The 17,367-nt window shown below is 51.1% G+C and carries 19 protein-coding genes and 1 pseudogene; 7 read left to right on the top strand and 13 right to left on the bottom strand.

Annotated elements, in window-relative coordinates; genetic code table 11:
* Window positions 1-426: MBL fold metallo-hydrolase (locus EYC62_05695; GenBank protein TAH34145.1), on the bottom strand; the 426-nt coding region annotated here is incomplete at its 3' end.
* An 18-nt stretch (window positions 427-444) separates the two neighbouring features.
* Between EYC62_05695 and EYC62_05690 the strand changes: the two genes are divergently transcribed.
* Window positions 445-1,185, top strand: a complete 741-nt coding sequence (locus EYC62_05690; GenBank protein TAH34144.1) for a methyltransferase domain-containing protein — start codon at window positions 445-447, stop codon at window positions 1,183-1,185.
* Here the strand turns inward: EYC62_05690 and EYC62_05685 are convergent, their stop codons facing one another.
* Entirely contained in the window at window positions 1,186-1,554 is a 369-nt protein-coding gene (locus EYC62_05685) for a hypothetical protein (GenBank protein ID TAH34143.1), read from the bottom strand.
* Window positions 1,555-1,582: 28 nt separating this feature from the next.
* Window positions 1,583-3,454, bottom strand: coding sequence for a calcium-binding protein (locus EYC62_05680; protein ID TAH34142.1), 1,872 nt, complete (start codon window positions 3,452-3,454; stop codon window positions 1,583-1,585).
* A 46-nt stretch (window positions 3,455-3,500) separates the two neighbouring features.
* Between EYC62_05680 and EYC62_05675 the strand changes: the two are divergent.
* Both EYC62_05675 and EYC62_05670 read left to right on the top strand, forming a co-directional pair.
* Window positions 3,501-3,656, top strand: a pseudogene (locus tag EYC62_05675) (adhesin).
* Window positions 3,657-3,857: 201 nt separating this feature from the next.
* A complete protein-coding gene (locus tag EYC62_05670) occupies window positions 3,858-4,250 on the top strand; it encodes a hypothetical protein (GenBank protein TAH34141.1) in 393 nt (130 codons plus the stop codon).
* A 121-nt stretch (window positions 4,251-4,371) separates the two neighbouring features.
* Here EYC62_05670 and EYC62_05665 read toward each other — a convergent pair whose 3' ends face one another.
* From EYC62_05665 to ftsE, 4 genes are read right to left on the bottom strand one after another with little or no spacing between them, the layout of a single operon-like run.
* Window positions 4,372-4,920, bottom strand: coding sequence for a YdcF family protein (locus EYC62_05665; GenBank protein TAH34140.1), 549 nt, complete (start codon window positions 4,918-4,920; stop codon window positions 4,372-4,374).
* Window positions 4,921-4,969: 49 nt separating this feature from the next.
* Window positions 4,970-5,542, bottom strand: a complete 573-nt coding sequence (gene gmhB / locus EYC62_05660; GenBank protein ID TAH34139.1) for a D-glycero-beta-D-manno-heptose 1,7-bisphosphate 7-phosphatase — start codon at window positions 5,540-5,542, stop codon at window positions 4,970-4,972.
* Window positions 5,539-6,453 (bottom strand): FtsX-like permease family protein, encoded by a 915-nt coding sequence (locus tag EYC62_05655; protein TAH34138.1) that lies wholly within the window; start codon window positions 6,451-6,453, stop codon window positions 5,539-5,541. The genes gmhB and EYC62_05655 overlap by 4 nt, the downstream gene beginning before the upstream one ends.
* A complete protein-coding gene (gene ftsE / locus EYC62_05650; GenBank protein TAH34137.1) occupies window positions 6,450-7,130 on the bottom strand; it encodes a cell division ATP-binding protein FtsE in 681 nt (226 codons plus the stop codon). Before ftsE ends, EYC62_05655 begins: the two co-directional genes overlap by 4 nt.
* Before the next feature lie 145 nt (window positions 7,131-7,275).
* On the opposite strand from ftsE, the gene EYC62_05645 reads away from it, so the two are divergent.
* On the top strand, window positions 7,276-8,232 hold the full coding sequence (locus tag EYC62_05645) for a hypothetical protein (GenBank protein TAH34136.1): 957 nt from the start codon (window positions 7,276-7,278) through the stop codon (window positions 8,230-8,232).
* A gap of 188 nt (window positions 8,233-8,420) precedes the next feature.
* Here EYC62_05645 and EYC62_05640 read toward each other — a convergent pair whose 3' ends face one another.
* On the bottom strand, window positions 8,421-10,991 hold the full coding sequence (locus EYC62_05640) for a DUF4175 family protein (protein TAH34135.1): 2,571 nt from the start codon (window positions 10,989-10,991) through the stop codon (window positions 8,421-8,423).
* A 108-nt stretch (window positions 10,992-11,099) separates the two neighbouring features.
* Window positions 11,100-12,527 carry an argininosuccinate lyase gene (argH, locus tag EYC62_05635; protein ID TAH34134.1) on the bottom strand — a complete coding sequence of 476 codons (1,428 nt, stop codon included), beginning with the start codon at window positions 12,525-12,527 and terminating at the stop codon, window positions 11,100-11,102.
* On the opposite strand from argH, the gene EYC62_05630 reads away from it, so the two are divergent.
* Window positions 12,427-13,110, top strand: coding sequence for a TlpA family protein disulfide reductase (locus EYC62_05630; protein TAH34133.1), 684 nt, complete (start codon window positions 12,427-12,429; stop codon window positions 13,108-13,110). The genes argH and EYC62_05630 overlap by 101 nt on opposite strands.
* Before the next feature lie 111 nt (window positions 13,111-13,221).
* Window positions 13,222-13,644 carry a hypothetical protein gene (locus EYC62_05625; protein ID TAH34132.1) on the top strand — a complete coding sequence of 141 codons (423 nt, stop codon included), beginning with the start codon at window positions 13,222-13,224 and terminating at the stop codon, window positions 13,642-13,644.
* A 3-nt stretch (window positions 13,645-13,647) separates the two neighbouring features.
* On the opposite strand, the gene EYC62_05620 is transcribed toward EYC62_05625, so the two are convergent.
* From EYC62_05620 to EYC62_05610, 3 genes are all read right to left on the bottom strand, one after another.
* A complete protein-coding gene (locus EYC62_05620; GenBank protein TAH34131.1) occupies window positions 13,648-14,529 on the bottom strand; it encodes a 3-hydroxybutyryl-CoA dehydrogenase in 882 nt (293 codons plus the stop codon).
* Between the two features lie 118 nt (window positions 14,530-14,647).
* Window positions 14,648-15,589 carry an electron transfer flavoprotein subunit alpha/FixB family protein gene (locus EYC62_05615; GenBank protein ID TAH34130.1) on the bottom strand — a complete coding sequence of 314 codons (942 nt, stop codon included), beginning with the start codon at window positions 15,587-15,589 and terminating at the stop codon, window positions 14,648-14,650.
* Window positions 15,586-16,338 carry an electron transfer flavoprotein subunit beta/FixA family protein gene (locus EYC62_05610; GenBank protein ID TAH34129.1) on the bottom strand — a complete coding sequence of 251 codons (753 nt, stop codon included), beginning with the start codon at window positions 16,336-16,338 and terminating at the stop codon, window positions 15,586-15,588. The genes EYC62_05615 and EYC62_05610 overlap by 4 nt, the downstream gene beginning before the upstream one ends.
* 124 nt (window positions 16,339-16,462) lie before the next feature.
* Here EYC62_05610 and EYC62_05605 point away from each other — a divergent pair, with 124 nt between their 5' ends.
* A complete protein-coding gene (locus EYC62_05605) occupies window positions 16,463-16,915 on the top strand; it encodes a hypothetical protein (protein TAH34128.1) in 453 nt (150 codons plus the stop codon).
* Here the strand turns inward: EYC62_05605 and EYC62_05600 are convergent.
* Window positions 16,912-17,139, bottom strand: a complete 228-nt coding sequence (locus EYC62_05600; GenBank protein TAH34127.1) for a twin transmembrane helix small protein — start codon at window positions 17,137-17,139, stop codon at window positions 16,912-16,914. The two genes, EYC62_05605 and EYC62_05600, sit on opposite strands and share 4 nt — an antisense overlap.
* Window positions 17,140-17,367: the final 228 nt, after the last annotated feature.

Genomic DNA, 17,367 nt, shown 5'->3' with positions numbered 1-17,367 from the left:
GCCAACGCCAAGGCCAAATAACGTATCGCCGCAAAACAACGCCTTTAATTCCGGAATGTAAAACGCCACATGGCCGATGGTGTGGCCAGGCGTGTCGATCACTTGCCAGCGCACGCCAAGCAAATCAAAATCTTTTCCCGGCGTAACGGTTTGATCGATACCGGGAATACGGTGCTTGTCCGCATCCGCACCATATACGCGCGCGCCATATTTTTCCTTTAACCCCAAATTGCCACCAACGTGATCCCAATGGTGATGCGTATTGACAATATAATTCAATTTCCAGGATCTTTGATCGCAATACGCGATCACTTCATCCCAAACGCTGGGGTCGATAATGGCACATTCGCCGGTCTCGTTATTATGCAGGATATAAGCATAGTTGTCTTTGAGAACGGGAAGTACGATAATGTCGATCTTGGCCATAAGGGGTAATCTAGCCCAATGCACACCGATATTCTAGACCTGATGCATTTTTATAATTCGCCGCTGGGGCATATCGCCCGGCGCGCGATCCGGCATCATATCCGTGAAATCTGGCCGAATCTGCATGGTCAACGACTGGTGGGCCTCGGATATGCGGCGCCATTTTTGAAAATTTTCTCGGACGAGGCCGAACGGATGGCCGCGATCATGCCCGCCACCCAGGGCATTACCGCCTGGCCGGAGGATGGACGCAATATCGCCGCGCTGTCGGATGAAACTAATTTGCCGTTTCAGGATTATTCGATCGACCGCATATTGATGGTTCACGCGCTGGAAGGTTGCAGCGATCCGAATCATTTATTGCAAGAAGCCTGGCGGGTTTTGACCGGCAGCGGACGCTTGTTATTGGTAGTGCCAAATCGGTTGGGATTATGGGCCAGGTTCGAACACACGCCATTCGGCAATGGCCAGCCCTATTCCGCATCGCAATTGACCTGGGCGCTGCGGCAGGAATTATTCACGCCGACCCAGGTCGTGCGTGCATTGTACACGCCGCCAACGCAATCGCGGTTTTTATTGTCATCCAGCCGCGCCTTTGAAAAAGTCGGCCGGGCCATATTCCCGCAATTTTCCGGATTATTGTTGATCGAGGCGAAAAAAGAAGTTTATTCCGCGCATCCGATGCGGTACCGCAGGGTAAAATCGACCGCACCGATCTTCCCAGCGCCGCCAGCCCCCGTCACGCCACCGCCAGTTTGATTAATACTCGCGGCGGTTTACGCGTTCAGCCATCATTCTGGAAATCAATCGTTTATTAAATCTTTGATGACGCATATTTCCATAGGATTTTGCGCGATCTTTGGCTGTCTGAATTTTTCTTTTTCGCCATGCTGCTTGTTGGTCCCGTTCAATTTCTCCTAGTAATTCCCCTACAGAATCAGGAATTTCGCACGTTCTGGCAAAAACCATAAATCGTCCACCACCCATGTCAACGCTCACACCATACGTCCTCGCAGGTATAGTAGCCGACATTGTAACGTTACGACTATGCATCACCGTTACTTGCTGTAGTGGTCGCCTATCAATCACTACTGCTTCACCATCAAAAATATCATTATCTAATGGCATTTTTATACTCCTCCTAATTTATTGATTATTACGCCGCGATGATATCGGTGTATTTCACCGTACCGCCGCCGAATGTTACGCCATGCAAGATGGCCAAATTTTGCCAGCTGGATCCATTGCCGAATACATCGACCTGCATCGTGGTTTGGCCAATACCATCCACAAACCGCACGAAATCGGTAATCGTGCCGTTATATCCCGCCAGCAAGGCGCGAACATCCAGCGTATCGGAACCGGTTGTAAATCCATAAACCTGATCGACTCCGCCGCCGAACAAATCGCCGCCTTGCCATAAATACGTATCTGCGCCAGCCCCGCCAATCAATTGATCGGAACCTTCGTGGCCCAGCATAACATCGTTACCGGCATCGCCATACAAAATATCATCGCCGCCGCTGCCATCCAGCCAGTCATTGCCGTCGCCGCCATGAATCGTATCGGTGCCGGTGCCGCCTTCGATATGATCGTTGCCGTCATTGCCGTAAATCGTATCGTTGCCGCCCTTGCCGAACAGATTATCGTCGCCGGAATTGCCGTAAATCGTATCGTTGCCTTCGCCACCATCGGCAAAATCATTGCCGTCGCCGCCGTAAACCACGTCAATGCCGTCATCGCCATATAACTGGTCGTTGCCGATACCGCCTTCCAACTGGTCATTGCCCGCCCCGCCATGCAGAATATCGTCTCCCAGTTTCCCGCCAAGGAAATCGTTGCCGGCATCGCCATACAAGGTGTCGTTGCCATCGCCGCCAAGCAATTGGTCGTTACCGTCGCCGCCACGCAATAAATCGTCACCGGCGCCGCCATCCATAATGTCATCGCCATTCTGGCCGAACAGGTAATCATTGCCGGCATCGCCGTACACATGATCGTTGCCAGCGCCGGCAAATATATGATCGCTGTCATTGCCGCCATGCAAATTGTCATTGCCGGCAAAAGTCAGAATAAAATCATTGCCATTGCCGCCGTAAACGGTGATATCGCCGTAACTATACGGGCCGGACATATCGACGAAATCATTGCCATCTCCGGCATCGATGATTTCCACGCCATCAATGCGCGGCCCAACCGGCACGCCTGGCGCGAATGGATCGCCATCGGCATATAGGCGAATCCAGTCATTGCCCGCGCCGCCAAATAACGTGTCGACACCAGCGCCGCCAACATAGGTATCGTGGCTGATATTGAAAAATCCGATCGGATAAGCGGCGACCAACGCCACTGCCGCCGCATCCAATTGATTCACGGGACCGCCGCCAGGAGGCGCGCCAAAACCGCCGCCATTATTGATAATATTGATATCTATTGGTTGCGGGATCGCGACCGCCACGCTGTTGCGGGCGCCATCGACCGAAAAATGCAAAGCGTCATCGCCATCGCCGCCATTCAACAAGTCGGCGCCAGCACCGCCATACAAGCTATCGTTGCCAAGTCCGCCAAACAAACGGTCATTGCCGTCGCCGCCATCCAGCTGATCAACACCCGCATCGCCATTCAAAACATCGTTATCCGCGCCGCCGGTCAATATATCATCGCCATCGCCACCATAAATTGTGTCGGCGCCGTCATTGCCATGCAAAATATCCGCGCCTGCGCCGCCATCCAGCGTATCGTTGCCGATGCCGCCAGTAATAACGTCATTGCCCAGACCGCCGAAAATCTGATCGTCGCCGCCTTGACCGTACAAATTGTCATTGCCGTCATCGCCATAAATGACATCGTCTTGGTTGCCGCCAGTAACCGAATCATCGCCAGCGCCGGCATGAAAAATCGTACCGGAAAATCCGGCATTTGCGGCCGCGGCCGCACTGTTGGCCAAAATCACATTGTCGTTTCCGGCAAGACCGTCATATTGCGTGCCTGCGATATAGGTTCCGGCAACCACGGAATTGAAATTCACCGTATCATTTCCCGCCGTGAATAAAGGATTTAAAGCCGGGGGATTGCCGCCACCGCCGGGATTGCCGCCATCACCAGGGTTTCCGCCATCACCAGGGTTTCCGCCACCGCCAGGATTACCACCGTCACCGGGATTACCGCCGCCGCCAGGATTTCCACCACCTGGATTGCCGCCCCCACCAGGGTTTCCGCCGCCAAACCCGGACAAATTTGCCAGATTCGCGGCCGCTTGCGGAATAAACGGCGCAATGCCGCCATTGGCATTTAAAGAATTGGTGTCTTGCCCAGACCCAATTGGACGAATGCCGGGCAAGGTGAATTCCTGATCAAAACTGGTGAACGAGGCGCTGCCATGGCCGCCATTCGCACCGGAACCCTGTTCATTGCCTTCGGCGGTTTGCAACGTGTCTAAACGCAACAAAGTCGCCAGCAGTTTTTCCGCCGGAATGGTTTCTTGGTCCGGGGTTTGCAAGGCGGTTCGGTTTGGCGCGCCGGTTTCCGGGAAAAAATTCAGCAATACGATTTTGCCGTCATTATCGAAATTCAAAATTAAATTTGGACCGTCGACGCTGCTTTGCGCCTCGCCTAAATCAAAATCCAGGCCGACCACCGTGCCGGGCTCTACGGTAATGGTTTTAACTTCGCCTTCTTGCGGTTCGGCAACCAAAACTTTGTTGGTCAACAAATCGGCCTTAGGCGGATTTTCAGCCTTTGGCGGAGTTGCGGAAGGAATCGTTGCGTTTTTTGCCATTACCTGTTGCTCCATCAGACCCAATAATATTACTAAGTCTTTGTAAAATATGTATATTTTTATAATCGGCTTATGCCGTTGATTGCCGCTGATTAAATCTTAAATGGAAACAAAAGTCAATAAGATTATAGAGACTGAAACCCGGTTAAATGCCTTAAAAATCAGGTTTAATTCTCGATTCTCTGAAAATAGATATTGATCAATTCGTGCCCCAACCGGGCGAACAAATATTTATTGTATTCGCCAATCACCAGCCAAAATGTCCCGGGCCAGCGCCACCATTCGCCGGTGCGCACATGTTCCAGAAATACGGGATGGGCAATAATTTTAACATTCGGCATCGCGGCTTGAAATTCCATCAGGCTGCGCGGCATGTGATAGGCGGCCGTCACCAGCCGCATCGAAGTGAATTTATTTTCTTCCATCCAGTGCGCCGATTCGATCGCATTGCCATAAGTATCGGCGGCGCGGTAGCCCAATTCGATGCAACACGCTGGATCGAATTTTTTGGGGAACATCAAATGCAAACTGTCTATATTTTTGACCCGGTCGCCAACGCCGGTGATCAGTAATTTTTTAGCGCGTTTTTGAAATAACAAATCGGCACTGACTTGCAACCGTTCCACGCCGCCGGTCAAAACGACAATCGCATCGGTTTTGGAATTATCGTCGGCAAGTTCGGTGGGAATTTGCTGCGTATACCAATTCAATCCCATGCCCCAAAAATAAGCGAGGATGATCAGAATAATCGCAGCCCAAAAGCGCTTACGATGATAGAGTTTTCTTTTCCGTCTCAAGTTGCATCACCAAATCGACCGCGTGATTCAAATTATCCGCAAGCAATAACGGCTTTATATCACTTGGCAGGCCGCTTGCCAAGGTTTCCTCTCCCTTGCCCGTTTTAATCAGGCAACGGCGGCAACCCGCGTCTTTGGCGGCCTGTAAATCGCGCAAGGCGTCGCCAATCATTATGGTGCGGGTGGATGAAATGCCAAAATCCATCATCGCCTCAATCAGCATGCCGGGGCCAGGCTTGCGCCGGTTGGTGGGACGATCGGGATGATCCGGGGCGAAATAAATTTTGTCGATCTGCGCGCCGGATTTTTTCAGCAAACCGTTCATATGGTCGTGAATTTCATAAAGGCGCGATTCGGTAATAATTCCCTTGCCGATGCAGGACTGGTTGGTGGCCACCGCCACGCGCCAGCCCATTCGATTCATGCGCGCGATAGCGCCGGCGGCGCCATCAATCATCACAAATTCATCGACAGATTTTACATAATCGACGCGATCTTCGTTGATCACGCCATCGCGGTCCAAAACCACGAGCCAGGTCATAAAGTCTTACCCAATTTCGACAGCACGGTAATTCCCGCCGCCATCATGGCCACCAATCCGGTCGCGACCGGCAGCAACAATATCGATACGATAGCAAGCGGCGTTAAATGCCAATCCGGCAGCAAGCCGCCGACAATATCGTCAAACGCCTCGGCTATGCCATACATCAGCAATATAGCCACAACCATGCCGCCAATGCCGCCCATCAATCCAACCAGGAACACGTTCCGGGCGAATTGCTTGGCAATATAATAATTTTTGGCGCCGATAATATGCAGCAAACCGATGGTGCGGTGATGGGTTACAAGTCCGCTGCGCGTTGCGAACACAATCATGGCGAGGGTCGATGCGGCAATAACGCCGGATATAAAATACGCCATTAAATTCAGCCGTTGGCCAAAAGCCAGCAAATCATCCAGCCACATTTTATGGTCGTCCATCGCCGCGCCGGGAACCAGCGACGCGATTTTTTGCTGAATCGCGATGATGTCCAATTCCGCATTTTCGGCAATATTGAAATCGACAAGACGCGGAATGGGCAATTCTTTGCGTACATTGCCCTCGCCCAGCCAGGATTCCAGCAAATCAACCGATTCTTTCGGATCGACCGCGCGGATTTGTTCGATGCCATCGACCGTCTTTAAATATGCGACAATTTTTTCAACCCGCATATCGGCGCTATCGCCCTTGGTATCGAGCGCGGACGGCGCCGGAATTTGCACCGTGATGGTGGCAACCAGGCTTGAATTCCATTCATTGATCGCGGTGCGCATCGCGAATGAAAAAGTCAGCGATAAAGTCAATAAAAACACCATAACCGCGATGATCCACGGCATAAAACGGGCATTGTCGTCGCGTTGCAACGGCAATTCTTGGGACGATTTACGGGCTTTGCTTAACCAGGCTTTCATGCGGCTAAATCCTTAGTGGTGTGCAGCGTGCCTTGATTCAAATACAGCACGGGATGCGAAAACTTTTGAATCAGAAACTCGTTATGGGTCGCGATCAAAACCGCCGTGCCCATTTTATTCAATTCTTCGAACAGGCGCATCAGACGCACCGCCATTTTATCGTCGACGTTGCCGGTCGGTTCATCGGCAACCAACAAAGACGGCTTGGTCACAACCGCGCGGGCAATCGCGACGCGTTGTTGTTCGCCGCCGGACAAAGAATCGGGATAGGCTTCCATCCGGTCCTGAAGTCCGACCCAGGACAATAATTCCTTTACATGATCGACAATCTGTTTTTTCTTGCCGCCGGCGACACGTAACGGCAAGGCAACGTTGTCGAGCGCGGTTAGATGTTTTAACAAACGGAAATCCTGAAACACCACACCGATACGGCGGCGCACCAGTGGCAGTTCGCTGTTATGCAATTGATCCAGCCGGTCGCCAAACATGCGGATATACCCGCCGGTCGGCCGTTCGGCCAGATACAGCAAGCGCAGTAAAGACGATTTGCCGGCGCCGCTGGGGCCGGTTAAGAAATGAAACGATCCCGGTTCCAGGGTAAAGTTAATATTCTTTAACACCGAACGGTCTTCTTCGAACGCCAGGGATACATTATGACAGGAAACGATTGGTTCCATTAGGAGACTTCATTAATCTTGAGTTTGCCACGATTGTCCGCTTGTTTGAGCCGACGTAACAGGATATAAAATAAATCCGCGAATAAGTAAATTGCCTAATATCCCAGGCCGCGTTATTGCCGCCTAATCGAGTGATTGCTATTTAATGATTATTTCCTGCCCCGCCTGTTCGGCCAAATTTAAAATACCCCCGGAAAAAATTGGGGAAGGCAAGAACCTCACTTGCGCCAAGTGTAAACATAAGTGGTTCTTTAAATTGCCGGAACCGAAATTGGTCGATAATCCAGCCCCCAGCCCGGAGCAAATCGAAGCCGCAATTGAAAAAATCGTTTCAGATCAAGCGCCACCGGCCGATGACGCTCCGCCAATGGCCGCCATCAATCATTTGGCCGCTACCGCCGCCGAAGGCCATGCCGCGCAAGAACATAACCATTATTCCACCAAAAAAGCGTGGGTGTTATTTGGCTTGTTGATTTTATCGATTGTCGGCCTGGGCAGCTTCGAACGCGGCCTGATCGTCAGCCACTGGCCGGCATCCGCCCGGATATACGATTTATTCGGAATGCCCGTGCCGGTTTTAGGCGCCGGGCTCGATATTCGCGATCTCGCCTGGGAATTGGTCAAAATAGAGACAATTGACGAAAGCACCGGCGATAAAATTGTCCATAAACCGACCGAAATTGAAATTAAAGGCAATATCGTCAACCACACCGACAGTCCTCTGACCATTCCGGATTTACTGGCGAAAACTTTGGACCGGCAAAATAAAGTATTTCATCAAACCAGCTTCAAGGCGGCCGGCGAAAAAATCCTGCCCAAGGAAACCATTCCATTTGCCGTGAAATTGCCGTTGATTGAAAATACCGATTTCCGCGTATTGGTTACCTTTACCGCGCCGGATCATGAAATGGCCGAACATTCCGATGCGCCGGCCACTGCCGCCCCAGCAATGGAACATAAACAGTCGGCGTCGGCCGCAGAACATAGCGAAGAACCAGCGGCGCAAGACCATGAACCTGCAGCGGAAGCACCGGCGACAGAACATACTGAAACAGCGCCAGCGGAACCTGCGCCAGCTTCGGAACATTCCGAGCATCATTAAAAAATATAAGCATTCTCTCCCCCTTGTGGGGAGAGATAGAAAATATTAGCGATCGAAGAGCGCTTAGATTTTCTTGAGTGGGGGTACACAAATTATCACATTAGAACTATAGTGATAGACCATACCACCACACCGCCCCTCCCCACAAGAGGGAGGGAGGAGATAATTGGAGTGCTTAGTACTTAATCCTAAAACCGTCTCAACAACCGCTTGATATAATCGCGTTCGATTTCGGGGCGGCCGAAATCGCCGGAGCGGCGTTGCAGCTCGTCCAATATCTCCCGCGTTTGCTGCAATTCCTGCACGCCGGGAACGCGCACATCCGGATCATCGAGCGGCCCTTGGCCTGGCCGCGTTCTGCCGAACGGGTCCTGGCGGCCCGATCCAGCGCGCATTTGTCCGCCGCCGCCAGAATTTTGCATATTTTTCATCAATTCCTGCAAACCGGCGCGCATTTGTTCCAACGCTTCGGCTTCATGCAGTAAAATATTTTCGCGGCGCGTTTTATCCGGCTGTTTGGCATCGGCCGCAACATTGACCACCGCCTTGATCGAAGCGCCGGCTTTTTCAAACGATTCTATTTTTGGCGCGCCCATCGCGGTAATTTGATCGACAAAATCTTTCAATCCCTTGCCGACTGGCGGCTGGTCTTTTTTAATTTTGTTAATCGCGCCTTCCGGGATTTTGGCGTTTTCCACCAATTGCGCGGCGGAATAATCCAGCAACAATTGCTGATCGCGAATCAGACCCTGCATTTTCTTGATCATCTCCATGGCCTTTTTCGTCGCTTCCGATTGCTGGCCTTGGTTCTGGCGCACGTTCGCCATCATTTCCTGCAACTTGCTAAGCAATTTTTGCGCTTCTTCGGTATTACCGCTGCGCATCAATTGCCGCACTTGTGCCAGCATGCGGTCAATATCCTCCACCTCGATCGAATTGGCATTGGTATCCAGCGACGGAAGATCTTCCATATCTTCCTGCATCATTTGTTCGTACATGGCGTTCAGATAATTGCTCATCGCTTCTTCGAACTGATCGAGCAGATTATCGATTTCCGCCTGGCTGGCGCCGCGCGCCATCGCGTCTTGCAACGCTTGTTCCAAGGACCGCAGATCGCGTTCCGCCAGCGAAATCCCATTATCTTCAAGACGCAACGCCACATCCCACATTAAATCGGCGATATTTTGATTCTGCGAATCGTCATCGGCCAAATGCGCCCGGCGTTGCGCCACGCGCGTGCCCAGCGTTACTTTCGCGTCATATTCGAACGATTTTGGATTTTGCAGAATATCTTCGAGCGCGCCGGATAAATCGATCCGCGATAAACGCCCTTCCATAAAATCCTTGCGCAGCGCGCCGATTTTCTTGGCCAGCGGATGTTCGAACACGCGTTCCGGCAATGTGGTTTCTTTCGGCGCCGATGTCGTCATATGATCGCGCGCGTCATAGGCGATCAAGCGTACTTGCACCTTCTGCCCGGCCCAGCGGTGATGCGCGATATCGTGATAGCTGGAGTTTTTGACTTCGTTTTTGCCAACCGTGAATACCGGCAATTTCAAAGTGATGATTTCTTTTTCGCCAGGCTTGGAAATTTCGGCGAAAACTTTGGTGATGCCGTAATCATCCTGGCCTTTATACCCGATGCGCAGCGCCGCGCGAGAGGTTGCGTACATATCGCCGTCCCAATCTATTTTTGGCGGCGTGTCGGCAATTACCTGCACCGGCCATTTGCCCAGCGTCTGCCATCCCAGATAGGCGCGGATTTCCGTGGCTTTATCGACAGTGATATTGGCCTGATAGGTATTGTCATTGAGTTCCGTCAAATTTTGCTTATCGTTATCGATATAAAAAGCAGGATTCGATTTCACGCCGGAAAATTGCACATAGATTTGGCTTTGTTCCGGAATATCGGTGACATCCTTCAATTCCGGGCGCAGTGGAATTTGCGGCAATTTGGTGTATTCCGGCGGGCGTACCCACACCGTCAGGCTTTCCAGCAAGCTGCTGGCCGACGGAACATCCGGGCGCAACGCGTGCCAAATGCGGTTTTCGGTATCGCGCCCGGCATGCATCACGCCAATTACCACAAACAATAACAAGACGCTGCGAAATGCGTAAGGATCGAACGGCGCGAAACCGAATCGCGGCATATTGACTTGCAGACGCTGTAAATGCGTTGCGATATATTGCCGGTATACGCGCCACCATTCTTGCTGATACGCGTCGGCGCCGGGCATGATCTGATCTTGCAATGATGTCAATGGCCGATGCGGCAATTCGCTGTCCAGTTCGATGCGGTGATAAATTTCGCGTTCGGATGGCCAGCGCAAATGGCGCAACAATTTCACCCCGCCATCGATAAAATAAACCGCAAGCCCCGCCAGCAATAAACTGTGCAGCAATCCCGGCAATTGCGAAGGCAATTCAAACAGCGCCAAACCGATAAAGGCGAATAACGCCACGCCATAAGGCCAGATGCGCGGCGCGATGTCTTCCCACATCAAAACCAAGGCGGCGTATAATTTTTTCGATCTTTTTACCGGGCCGTGATCCGCCCCCACGGTCAATTGCCGCACCGCGCGGAAAACATCGCGCCAGCCCATATTGGGCCCCATATTCGGCAGCGGCGGCATCGAACGCGGGGTGGGTTTTGCGGTCATTATTGTTGCGGGTAACTGCGCGGATATTTGGGATCGCTGCCGGGCGGCGCTTCCAATCCGCCGCGCTTGCCGCAAGCGGACAATAGAAGAAAACTGCATAACAGAATTATCATCATCTTATACATGGGCTTTCCTTTTCAGGTTTCAGGTACCAGGTATCAGGCAGGTATTATAAAAACCTGAAACCGGATACCTGGTACCTGATACCTATAAATACTTCTTCCTCGCCGCCTTCACCGATTCCCGAACCCGTTTCGGGGCGGTGCCGCCGAAACTGTCGCGGCTGCCGACCGATAAATCGATATCGAGCGTATTGAATGCCTCTTTGGTCAATTTCGGTTCGACCGATTGCAAATCGGCAAGGCTTAGTTTGGCAAGGCCGCATTTCTTTTTTTCCGCCAATTTTACCAGTGCGCCGACAATATGATGCGCCTTACGGAAAGGCAGATTCAGTTTCTGCACTATGTAATCCGCCAAATCGGTTGCGGTGGCAAATCCGCCATCGGCTGCCGCGCGCATGGCGGTGATGTTGGCGTGCATGCCTTCGACCATCGCCTGCATCGCATTCAGGCACAAAACCATATCGTCAATCGCCGCAAAGGTGATCGGCTTGTCGTCTTGCAAATCTTTGTTATAGGCCAGCGGCAATCCCTTGAGCAGCATCAACAGCGATTGCAAATTGCCGGCGATTTTTCCGGCCTTGCCGCGCACCAATTCCGCCGCATCTGGATTGCGTTTCTGCGGCATGATCGACGAACCGCTGGTCATCGATTCCGGCAGCGCGATGAAATTGAACCGGTCATTGCTCCAGACAATCAATTCCTCGGCAAACCGCGATAAATGCACGGACATAATCGACAGGCAGGATAAAAATTCCAGCGCGAAATCGCGGCTAGCGACCGCATCCATGGAATTTGCCATCGGCGCATCGAATCCCATGTCTTCGGCCGTTTTATGGCGATCGATCGGGAATGACGTCCCCGCCAAGGCGGCGGCGCCAAGCGGACATTCGTTCAAACGCGCGCGGCAATCCGCAAGACGTCCGCGATCCCGGCCCAGCATTTCGACATAGGCCATTAAATGATGGCCAAAGGTTACGGGCTGCGCCGCCTGAAAATGGGTATAACCCGGCATAATCGCATCGGCATATTGTTCCGCCTTGTCGATCAACGCCTTTTGCACATTCTGCGCATAACGATCCAATACATCGATCGCATCGCGGACGAATAGGCGGAAATCCGTCACCGCTTGGTCGTTCCGCGACCGCGCGGTATGCAAGCGCCCCGCCGCATCGCCGATCAATTCGGCCAGGCGCGCTTCGATATTCATATGAATATCTTCGTACTCGCGGCGGAAAGGAAATTGATTTGATTCAATTTCGCCTAAAATTGTATGTAATCCGTTTGCAATATTTTTGCCATCTTCCGCGGATATAATTTTGCAACTGATCAGCATTTTACAATGCGCCAGCGATGCGGCGATATCCTGGCGATATAAACGCTTGTCAAAATCGATGGAAACATTTATTTGTTCCATGACAGCGGCAGGAGACGCCGAAAAACGGCCACCCCATATAGTATTGGTTTTTTGGGAATTGGATTTGACGCTAACTTTTGTTAAAGGTTTTTGTGCCATGATATTATTTATGCCAAAATCATTTCGAATTTTATTGCTCGCGGCCATCGCCGCCATAATGATCGTTCTGCCAAGTTTTGCAGGCGCGCAAGACCGTGGGCCGATCCCCGGTCTTTTGATGAAACAGCCGCCGCAGAAACCATCTGTTATTGTATTCCATGATACGGACGGAAAGCAATTAAGCTTGCGGAATTTCCGGGGTAAATTATTGCTGGTGAATCTTTGGGCCACGTGGTGCGTTCCTTGCGTCAAGGAAATGCCGTCTTTATCGAGGTTAAAGGCGAAAATGGAAGGTCAGAATTTCGATGTCATCGCGATCAACGAAGACCGGGACGATAATCTGGTCGAACCTTTTTATGACAAACTGAAAATTCCGAATTTGGCGCTGTATACCGACCCCCTGAACAACGCCACCAAAAGTTGGGACATACCGGGACTACCGGCCAGTTTTATTATCGACGAAAACGGCGTTGAAATCGCACGATTATATGGCGCCACCGAATGGGACAGTCCGCAAGTTATCTCGTTTTTACAGAACTACCTGCCGTCCCCGCCATTGCCGATTGTGAAAACAGGGATGTAAAATCAATCGCGCATTCCGCCTATTGGCGTTGAAACAATACAATGATTTCCCGTGCTTGTAATATTGAACCTTCCTTGCTAAATTCCATCAAATTTAAAGCGAGGGTAGATTATGGTACGATGGGAAATAGTACCCCCACCAACGGCTTGGCAGCAGATTAAAGAAGCGATCATCGTCAACGGCAAAATAGCCTTGGGATTTATGATGGTCGCTGGGGTTGCTGGATTCATTAGCGGACTTATTTTTAAAAAGAGCGCTATGACCACTTGCAGTTATACGGAATGCGCTGCGATCGGCGGTTTTTGCGCGGCATTGGGCGGGGCTGCGTGCCACTGGACCTATGGTCAATTTGTAGAATCCACTATGGTTAAATTCAGTGACAGCACCAAAGATAATATAAGGGTTGCCGCCAGTTGGGTTTGCGCCTTGACAACAGGAATTGCGGCCGGATTTGGCACCAGCAAATTGCAAGACCATAAATGGACGCCTGTTAGCAGGATACTGGTCGATTCCGCCGCAAATCAAGGCCGGTAGAAATTACCGCGTCGGCACCGGTTTTTCGCCGGAATAATCGTAAAAACCTTTTCCGGTTTTGCGGCCCAGCCATCCGGCCTCGACATATTTTACCAGTAACGGGCATGGGCGGTATTTCGAATCGGCCAGGCCATCATATAACACTTGCATGATCGCAAGACACGTATCGAGACCAATAAAATCGGCCAATTCCAGAGGACCCATCGGATGATTCGCGCCCAATTTCATGCCGGTGTCGATCGACTGCACATTGCCGACGCCTTCGTGCAATGCGTAAATCGATTCGTTGATCATCGGCAATAAAATCCGGTTGACGATAAAGCCTGGAAAATCCTCGGATTCGGCGGTGGTTTTGCCCAATTTTCTGGCGACTTCCAAAATCGCGTCATGCGTCGCATCGTCGGTTGCGATACCGCGAATCACCTCGATCAATTGCATCACCGGCACTGGGTTCATGAAATGCATGCCGATGAATTTGCCGGGACGATCCGTCGCGGCGGCAAGGCGGGTGATGGAAATACTCGATGTGTTAGTTGCAATCAACGCGTCTTTTTTCAAATTCGGGAAAAGCGTTTGCAAAATTTTCTTTTTTATTTCTTCGTTTTCGGTTGCGGCCTCGATCACCAAATCGCAATTGCCGAACGATTTATAATCGGTCGAAGTTTTGATGCGGCCAAGCGCGGCTTTCATATCGGCTTCTGTCAATTTGCCTTTGCTGACCTGACGGGTCATATTTTTTTCAATCGTGCCGACACCGGCCTTTAACCGATCGTCGCTGACATCCAACAATATCACGTCGTATCCGGCCTGCGCGCACACATGTACAATGCCGCCGCCCATTTGCCCCGCGCCGATAACGCCGATCGATTTAATAGAAATGCTCATAAAACTTCTCCTAGAATGCGTGGACATTCTAGCCGACTTCATGCATAGGCGCGCAATACGGACGCGAAACAATATATAAAGAAATTATGCTGCGCCCCGAATGACACAGTTTGGCATGTTAATGCTTGGCTTTTTCCAAGGCCGCCTGCAATTCCGGCAGGATTGCGAACAAATCGCCGACCAAACCGTAATCGGCGATTTGGAAAATCGGCGCCTCGCCGTCTTTGTTGATTGCGACAATGATTTTGGAATCTTTCATGCCGGCAAGATGTTGAATCGCGCCACTGATCCCGACCGCAATATACAATTCCGGCGCGACGATTTTTCCGGTCTGGCCAACTTGATAATCATTCGGCACGAATCCGGCATCGACCGCAGCGCGCGATGCGCCAATGGCGGCGCCCAATTTGTCGGCGATTTTTTCAATCAGCTTGAAATTCTCCGCGCTGCCCAACCCGCGGCCGCCGGAAACAATTATCCGCGCGCTGCCCAAATCGGGGCGCTCGGATTTGCTGACCTCGCGTGAAACGAATTCGGACAATGCTTGCGATGGCGCAGCGATGGAAATATTTTCAATTGGCGCATTGCCGCCAGTACCCGCCGCCGCAAAAGCGGTTGGGCGAACCGATAATAATTTGATTGCATCGGATGATTGCACCGTGGCGATTGCATTGCCAGCATAAATCGGACGATCGAATGTATCGGCCGAATGAATTTTTATCACATCGGAAATTGGCTGTACATCCAGCGCCGCCGCAACACGCGCCAAAATATTTTTCCCGAAGGAAGAGGCCGGTGCGATCACATGCGTATAATTTTTTGCAATCTCTGCAATCACCGGTGCGGCGGATTCTGCCAAAAAATTCTGATGCACAACATTGTCTTGCACTAAAACTTTTTTAACGCCGTTTATTTTTGATGCGTGATCGGCAGCCGCGCTGCAATTGGCGCCCAGTATCAGCACATGCGCTTCCCCTAATTGTGCGGCGGCACCGATGGCGCACAAAGATGATTTTAATAGACTTTGATTGTTATGTTCGGCGATGACAAGGATGCTCATGACAATACTCCCGCCGCTTGCAATTTTTCAACCAGCTCTTGCGCGGTGCCGAGCTTCACGCCGGCCTGGCGTTTCGATGGCTCCACCACTTTCAAGGTTTTTAGCCGCGGCGATAAATCCACGCCGAAATCTTGCGGCGTCTTTTGTTCGATCGGCTTCGATTTTGCCTTCATGATATTCGGCAGCGATGCGAAGCGCGGCGTGTTCAAGCGCAGATCGGTTGTGATTACGCAAGGTGTTTTCAATTTCAATGTTTCAAGTCCGCCGTCAATCTCGCGGGTGACGGCACAATGATCCTTGGCGACTTCCAGTTTCGAAGCAAAAGTTCCTTGCGCCACGCCCAGCAAGCCAGCGAGAATTTGCCCCGTCTGATTGCAATCGTCGTCGATGGCCTGCTTGCCCATGATAATTAAATAATCATTTGTTCCACGTGGAACAATTTGCGACAGAATTTTTGCAACGCCTAGCGGCTGCGTTTCGCCATCATACAATACATGGATGCCGCGATCCGCGCCCATCGCCAGCGCAGTGCGAATAGTTTCTTGCGCTTGGGCCGGGCCGATGCTGATCGCGATCACTTCGGTTGCGATATTTTTTTCCCGGAGCCGCACAGCTTCTTCGACCGCAATTTCGTCGAACGGGTTCATCGACATTTTTACATTTTGCGTTTCAACGCCGCTGCCATCGGACTTTACCCGGATACGGACGTTGTAATCGACCACACGTTTGATAGGAACGAATATTTTCATAATTTTCCGTGACTTGCCAATAAGATATTGGGCAAATTAGCAGAAAATCATGCCGGTGCAATAAAATTGTAAAAAATCTCTGGTAGACCTTTTAAATCAGTAAAATAAACACTTCAGGGTATCCATGGCACGCAGCGCGCAACTTAAATCATTTACACCGGACAAAATTCCAGCCAAGCCAAGCGCCGAAGAATCGCACAAAATCATAGTAGCCAGGGTGCGCAAAAAACTTTCAGAGAATCAATTTGTAGAAAATACTGACGCCATGGAGTTGATGCTGTCCATAGAAACCGACGGCGATGCATCTTGGACATGCTTCAAAGATCTTGTTGCGCGATATATTGTAATTTCCAGAAAAGTGGCGCAGGGACGATATTCCGATTCCGATCAGGCTTATGCCAGCGATATGCTGTCGGCCATTCATACCTGCATCACAACAACGCCCAATCCAAAAAAGTTCCGAACTTTATTGAAAACCGCTTACGATCAGGCGCAAACGGATGTCCATATTCAAATAAGTCCCAAATCGTGGGCAACGGTTCTGGCGGAATATAAAAGTTTGGGCCTGGTCCGCTAACCGCGCAAGGCCAGCATTAACATAAACAACGCCACCGCGATCGCCTGCAGAATAATTCTGTACTGCATCAATTTGTTGCTGCGCCGCGCCTTGTCGACCGAGGATTCGCCGGGCGGCACCGATTTCGCCATTTGCAAAATTCCGTAAATCAAAATCGCGGCGGTGGCGATAATCGCCGCAATGACCAGAAATGGCGTGTAGGTTTGAAAAATTGTCGGTTCCATATACGCAATGTAATCCGGCCGGTATTAAATGCCAGCAAAAAAAATCAACGGCCATCGTTCAATAAAGGCGGACCTTTATATCCCGATTGCCACTGCCTAATATACTCTTCAGTCGTCATTGGCTTTGGCGTCAAAGCGCCATCGCTTCTAATTTTAGATTGCAACAATGAGGATGCCGGAGCGCTGGGTCTTTTACGAGGCGGTTCTTGTTTTTTTGTTTTTATTTTA

The organism is Alphaproteobacteria bacterium, assembly GCA_004295055.1.
Lineage (GTDB): Bacteria > Pseudomonadota > Alphaproteobacteria > SHNJ01 > SHNJ01 > SHNJ01.
The sequence above is the reverse complement of the archived record's forward strand: the minus strand, read 5'-3'. Positions and strand labels throughout refer to the sequence as shown.

Coding starts and splice junctions, on each gene's coding strand:
- EYC62_05690 (TAH34144.1), top strand. CDS start 445: ATGCACACCGATATTCTAGACCTGATGCATTTTTATAATTCGCCGCTG.
- EYC62_05655 (TAH34138.1), bottom strand. CDS start 6,453: ATGAAAGCCTGGTTAAGCAAAGCCCGTAAATCGTCCCAAGAATTGCCG.
- ftsE (TAH34137.1), bottom strand. CDS start 7,130: ATGGAACCAATCGTTTCCTGTCATAATGTATCCCTGGCGTTCGAAGAA.
- argH (TAH34134.1), bottom strand. CDS start 12,527: ATGGCACAAAAACCTTTAACAAAAGTTAGCGTCAAATCCAATTCCCAA.
- EYC62_05625 (TAH34132.1), top strand. CDS start 13,222: ATGGTACGATGGGAAATAGTACCCCCACCAACGGCTTGGCAGCAGATT.
- EYC62_05610 (TAH34129.1), bottom strand. CDS start 16,338: ATGAAAATATTCGTTCCTATCAAACGTGTGGTCGATTACAACGTCCGT.
- EYC62_05620 (TAH34131.1), bottom strand. CDS start 14,529: ATGAGCATTTCTATTAAATCGATCGGCGTTATCGGCGCGGGGCAAATG.
- EYC62_05640 (TAH34135.1), bottom strand. CDS start 10,991: ATGCAGTTTTCTTCTATTGTCCGCTTGCGGCAAGCGCGGCGGATTGGA.
- EYC62_05630 (TAH34133.1), top strand. CDS start 12,427: ATGACAGCGGCAGGAGACGCCGAAAAACGGCCACCCCATATAGTATTG.
- EYC62_05665 (TAH34140.1), bottom strand. CDS start 4,920: ATGGGATTGAATTGGTATACGCAGCAAATTCCCACCGAACTTGCCGAC.
- EYC62_05645 (TAH34136.1), top strand. CDS start 7,276: ATGATTATTTCCTGCCCCGCCTGTTCGGCCAAATTTAAAATACCCCCG.
- EYC62_05605 (TAH34128.1), top strand. CDS start 16,463: ATGGCACGCAGCGCGCAACTTAAATCATTTACACCGGACAAAATTCCA.
- EYC62_05685 (TAH34143.1), bottom strand. CDS start 1,554: ATGCCATTAGATAATGATATTTTTGATGGTGAAGCAGTAGTGATTGAT.
- EYC62_05600 (TAH34127.1), bottom strand. CDS start 17,139: ATGGAACCGACAATTTTTCAAACCTACACGCCATTTCTGGTCATTGCG.
- EYC62_05615 (TAH34130.1), bottom strand. CDS start 15,589: ATGAGCATCCTTGTCATCGCCGAACATAACAATCAAAGTCTATTAAAA.
- gmhB (TAH34139.1), bottom strand. CDS start 5,542: ATGACCTGGCTCGTGGTTTTGGACCGCGATGGCGTGATCAACGAAGAT.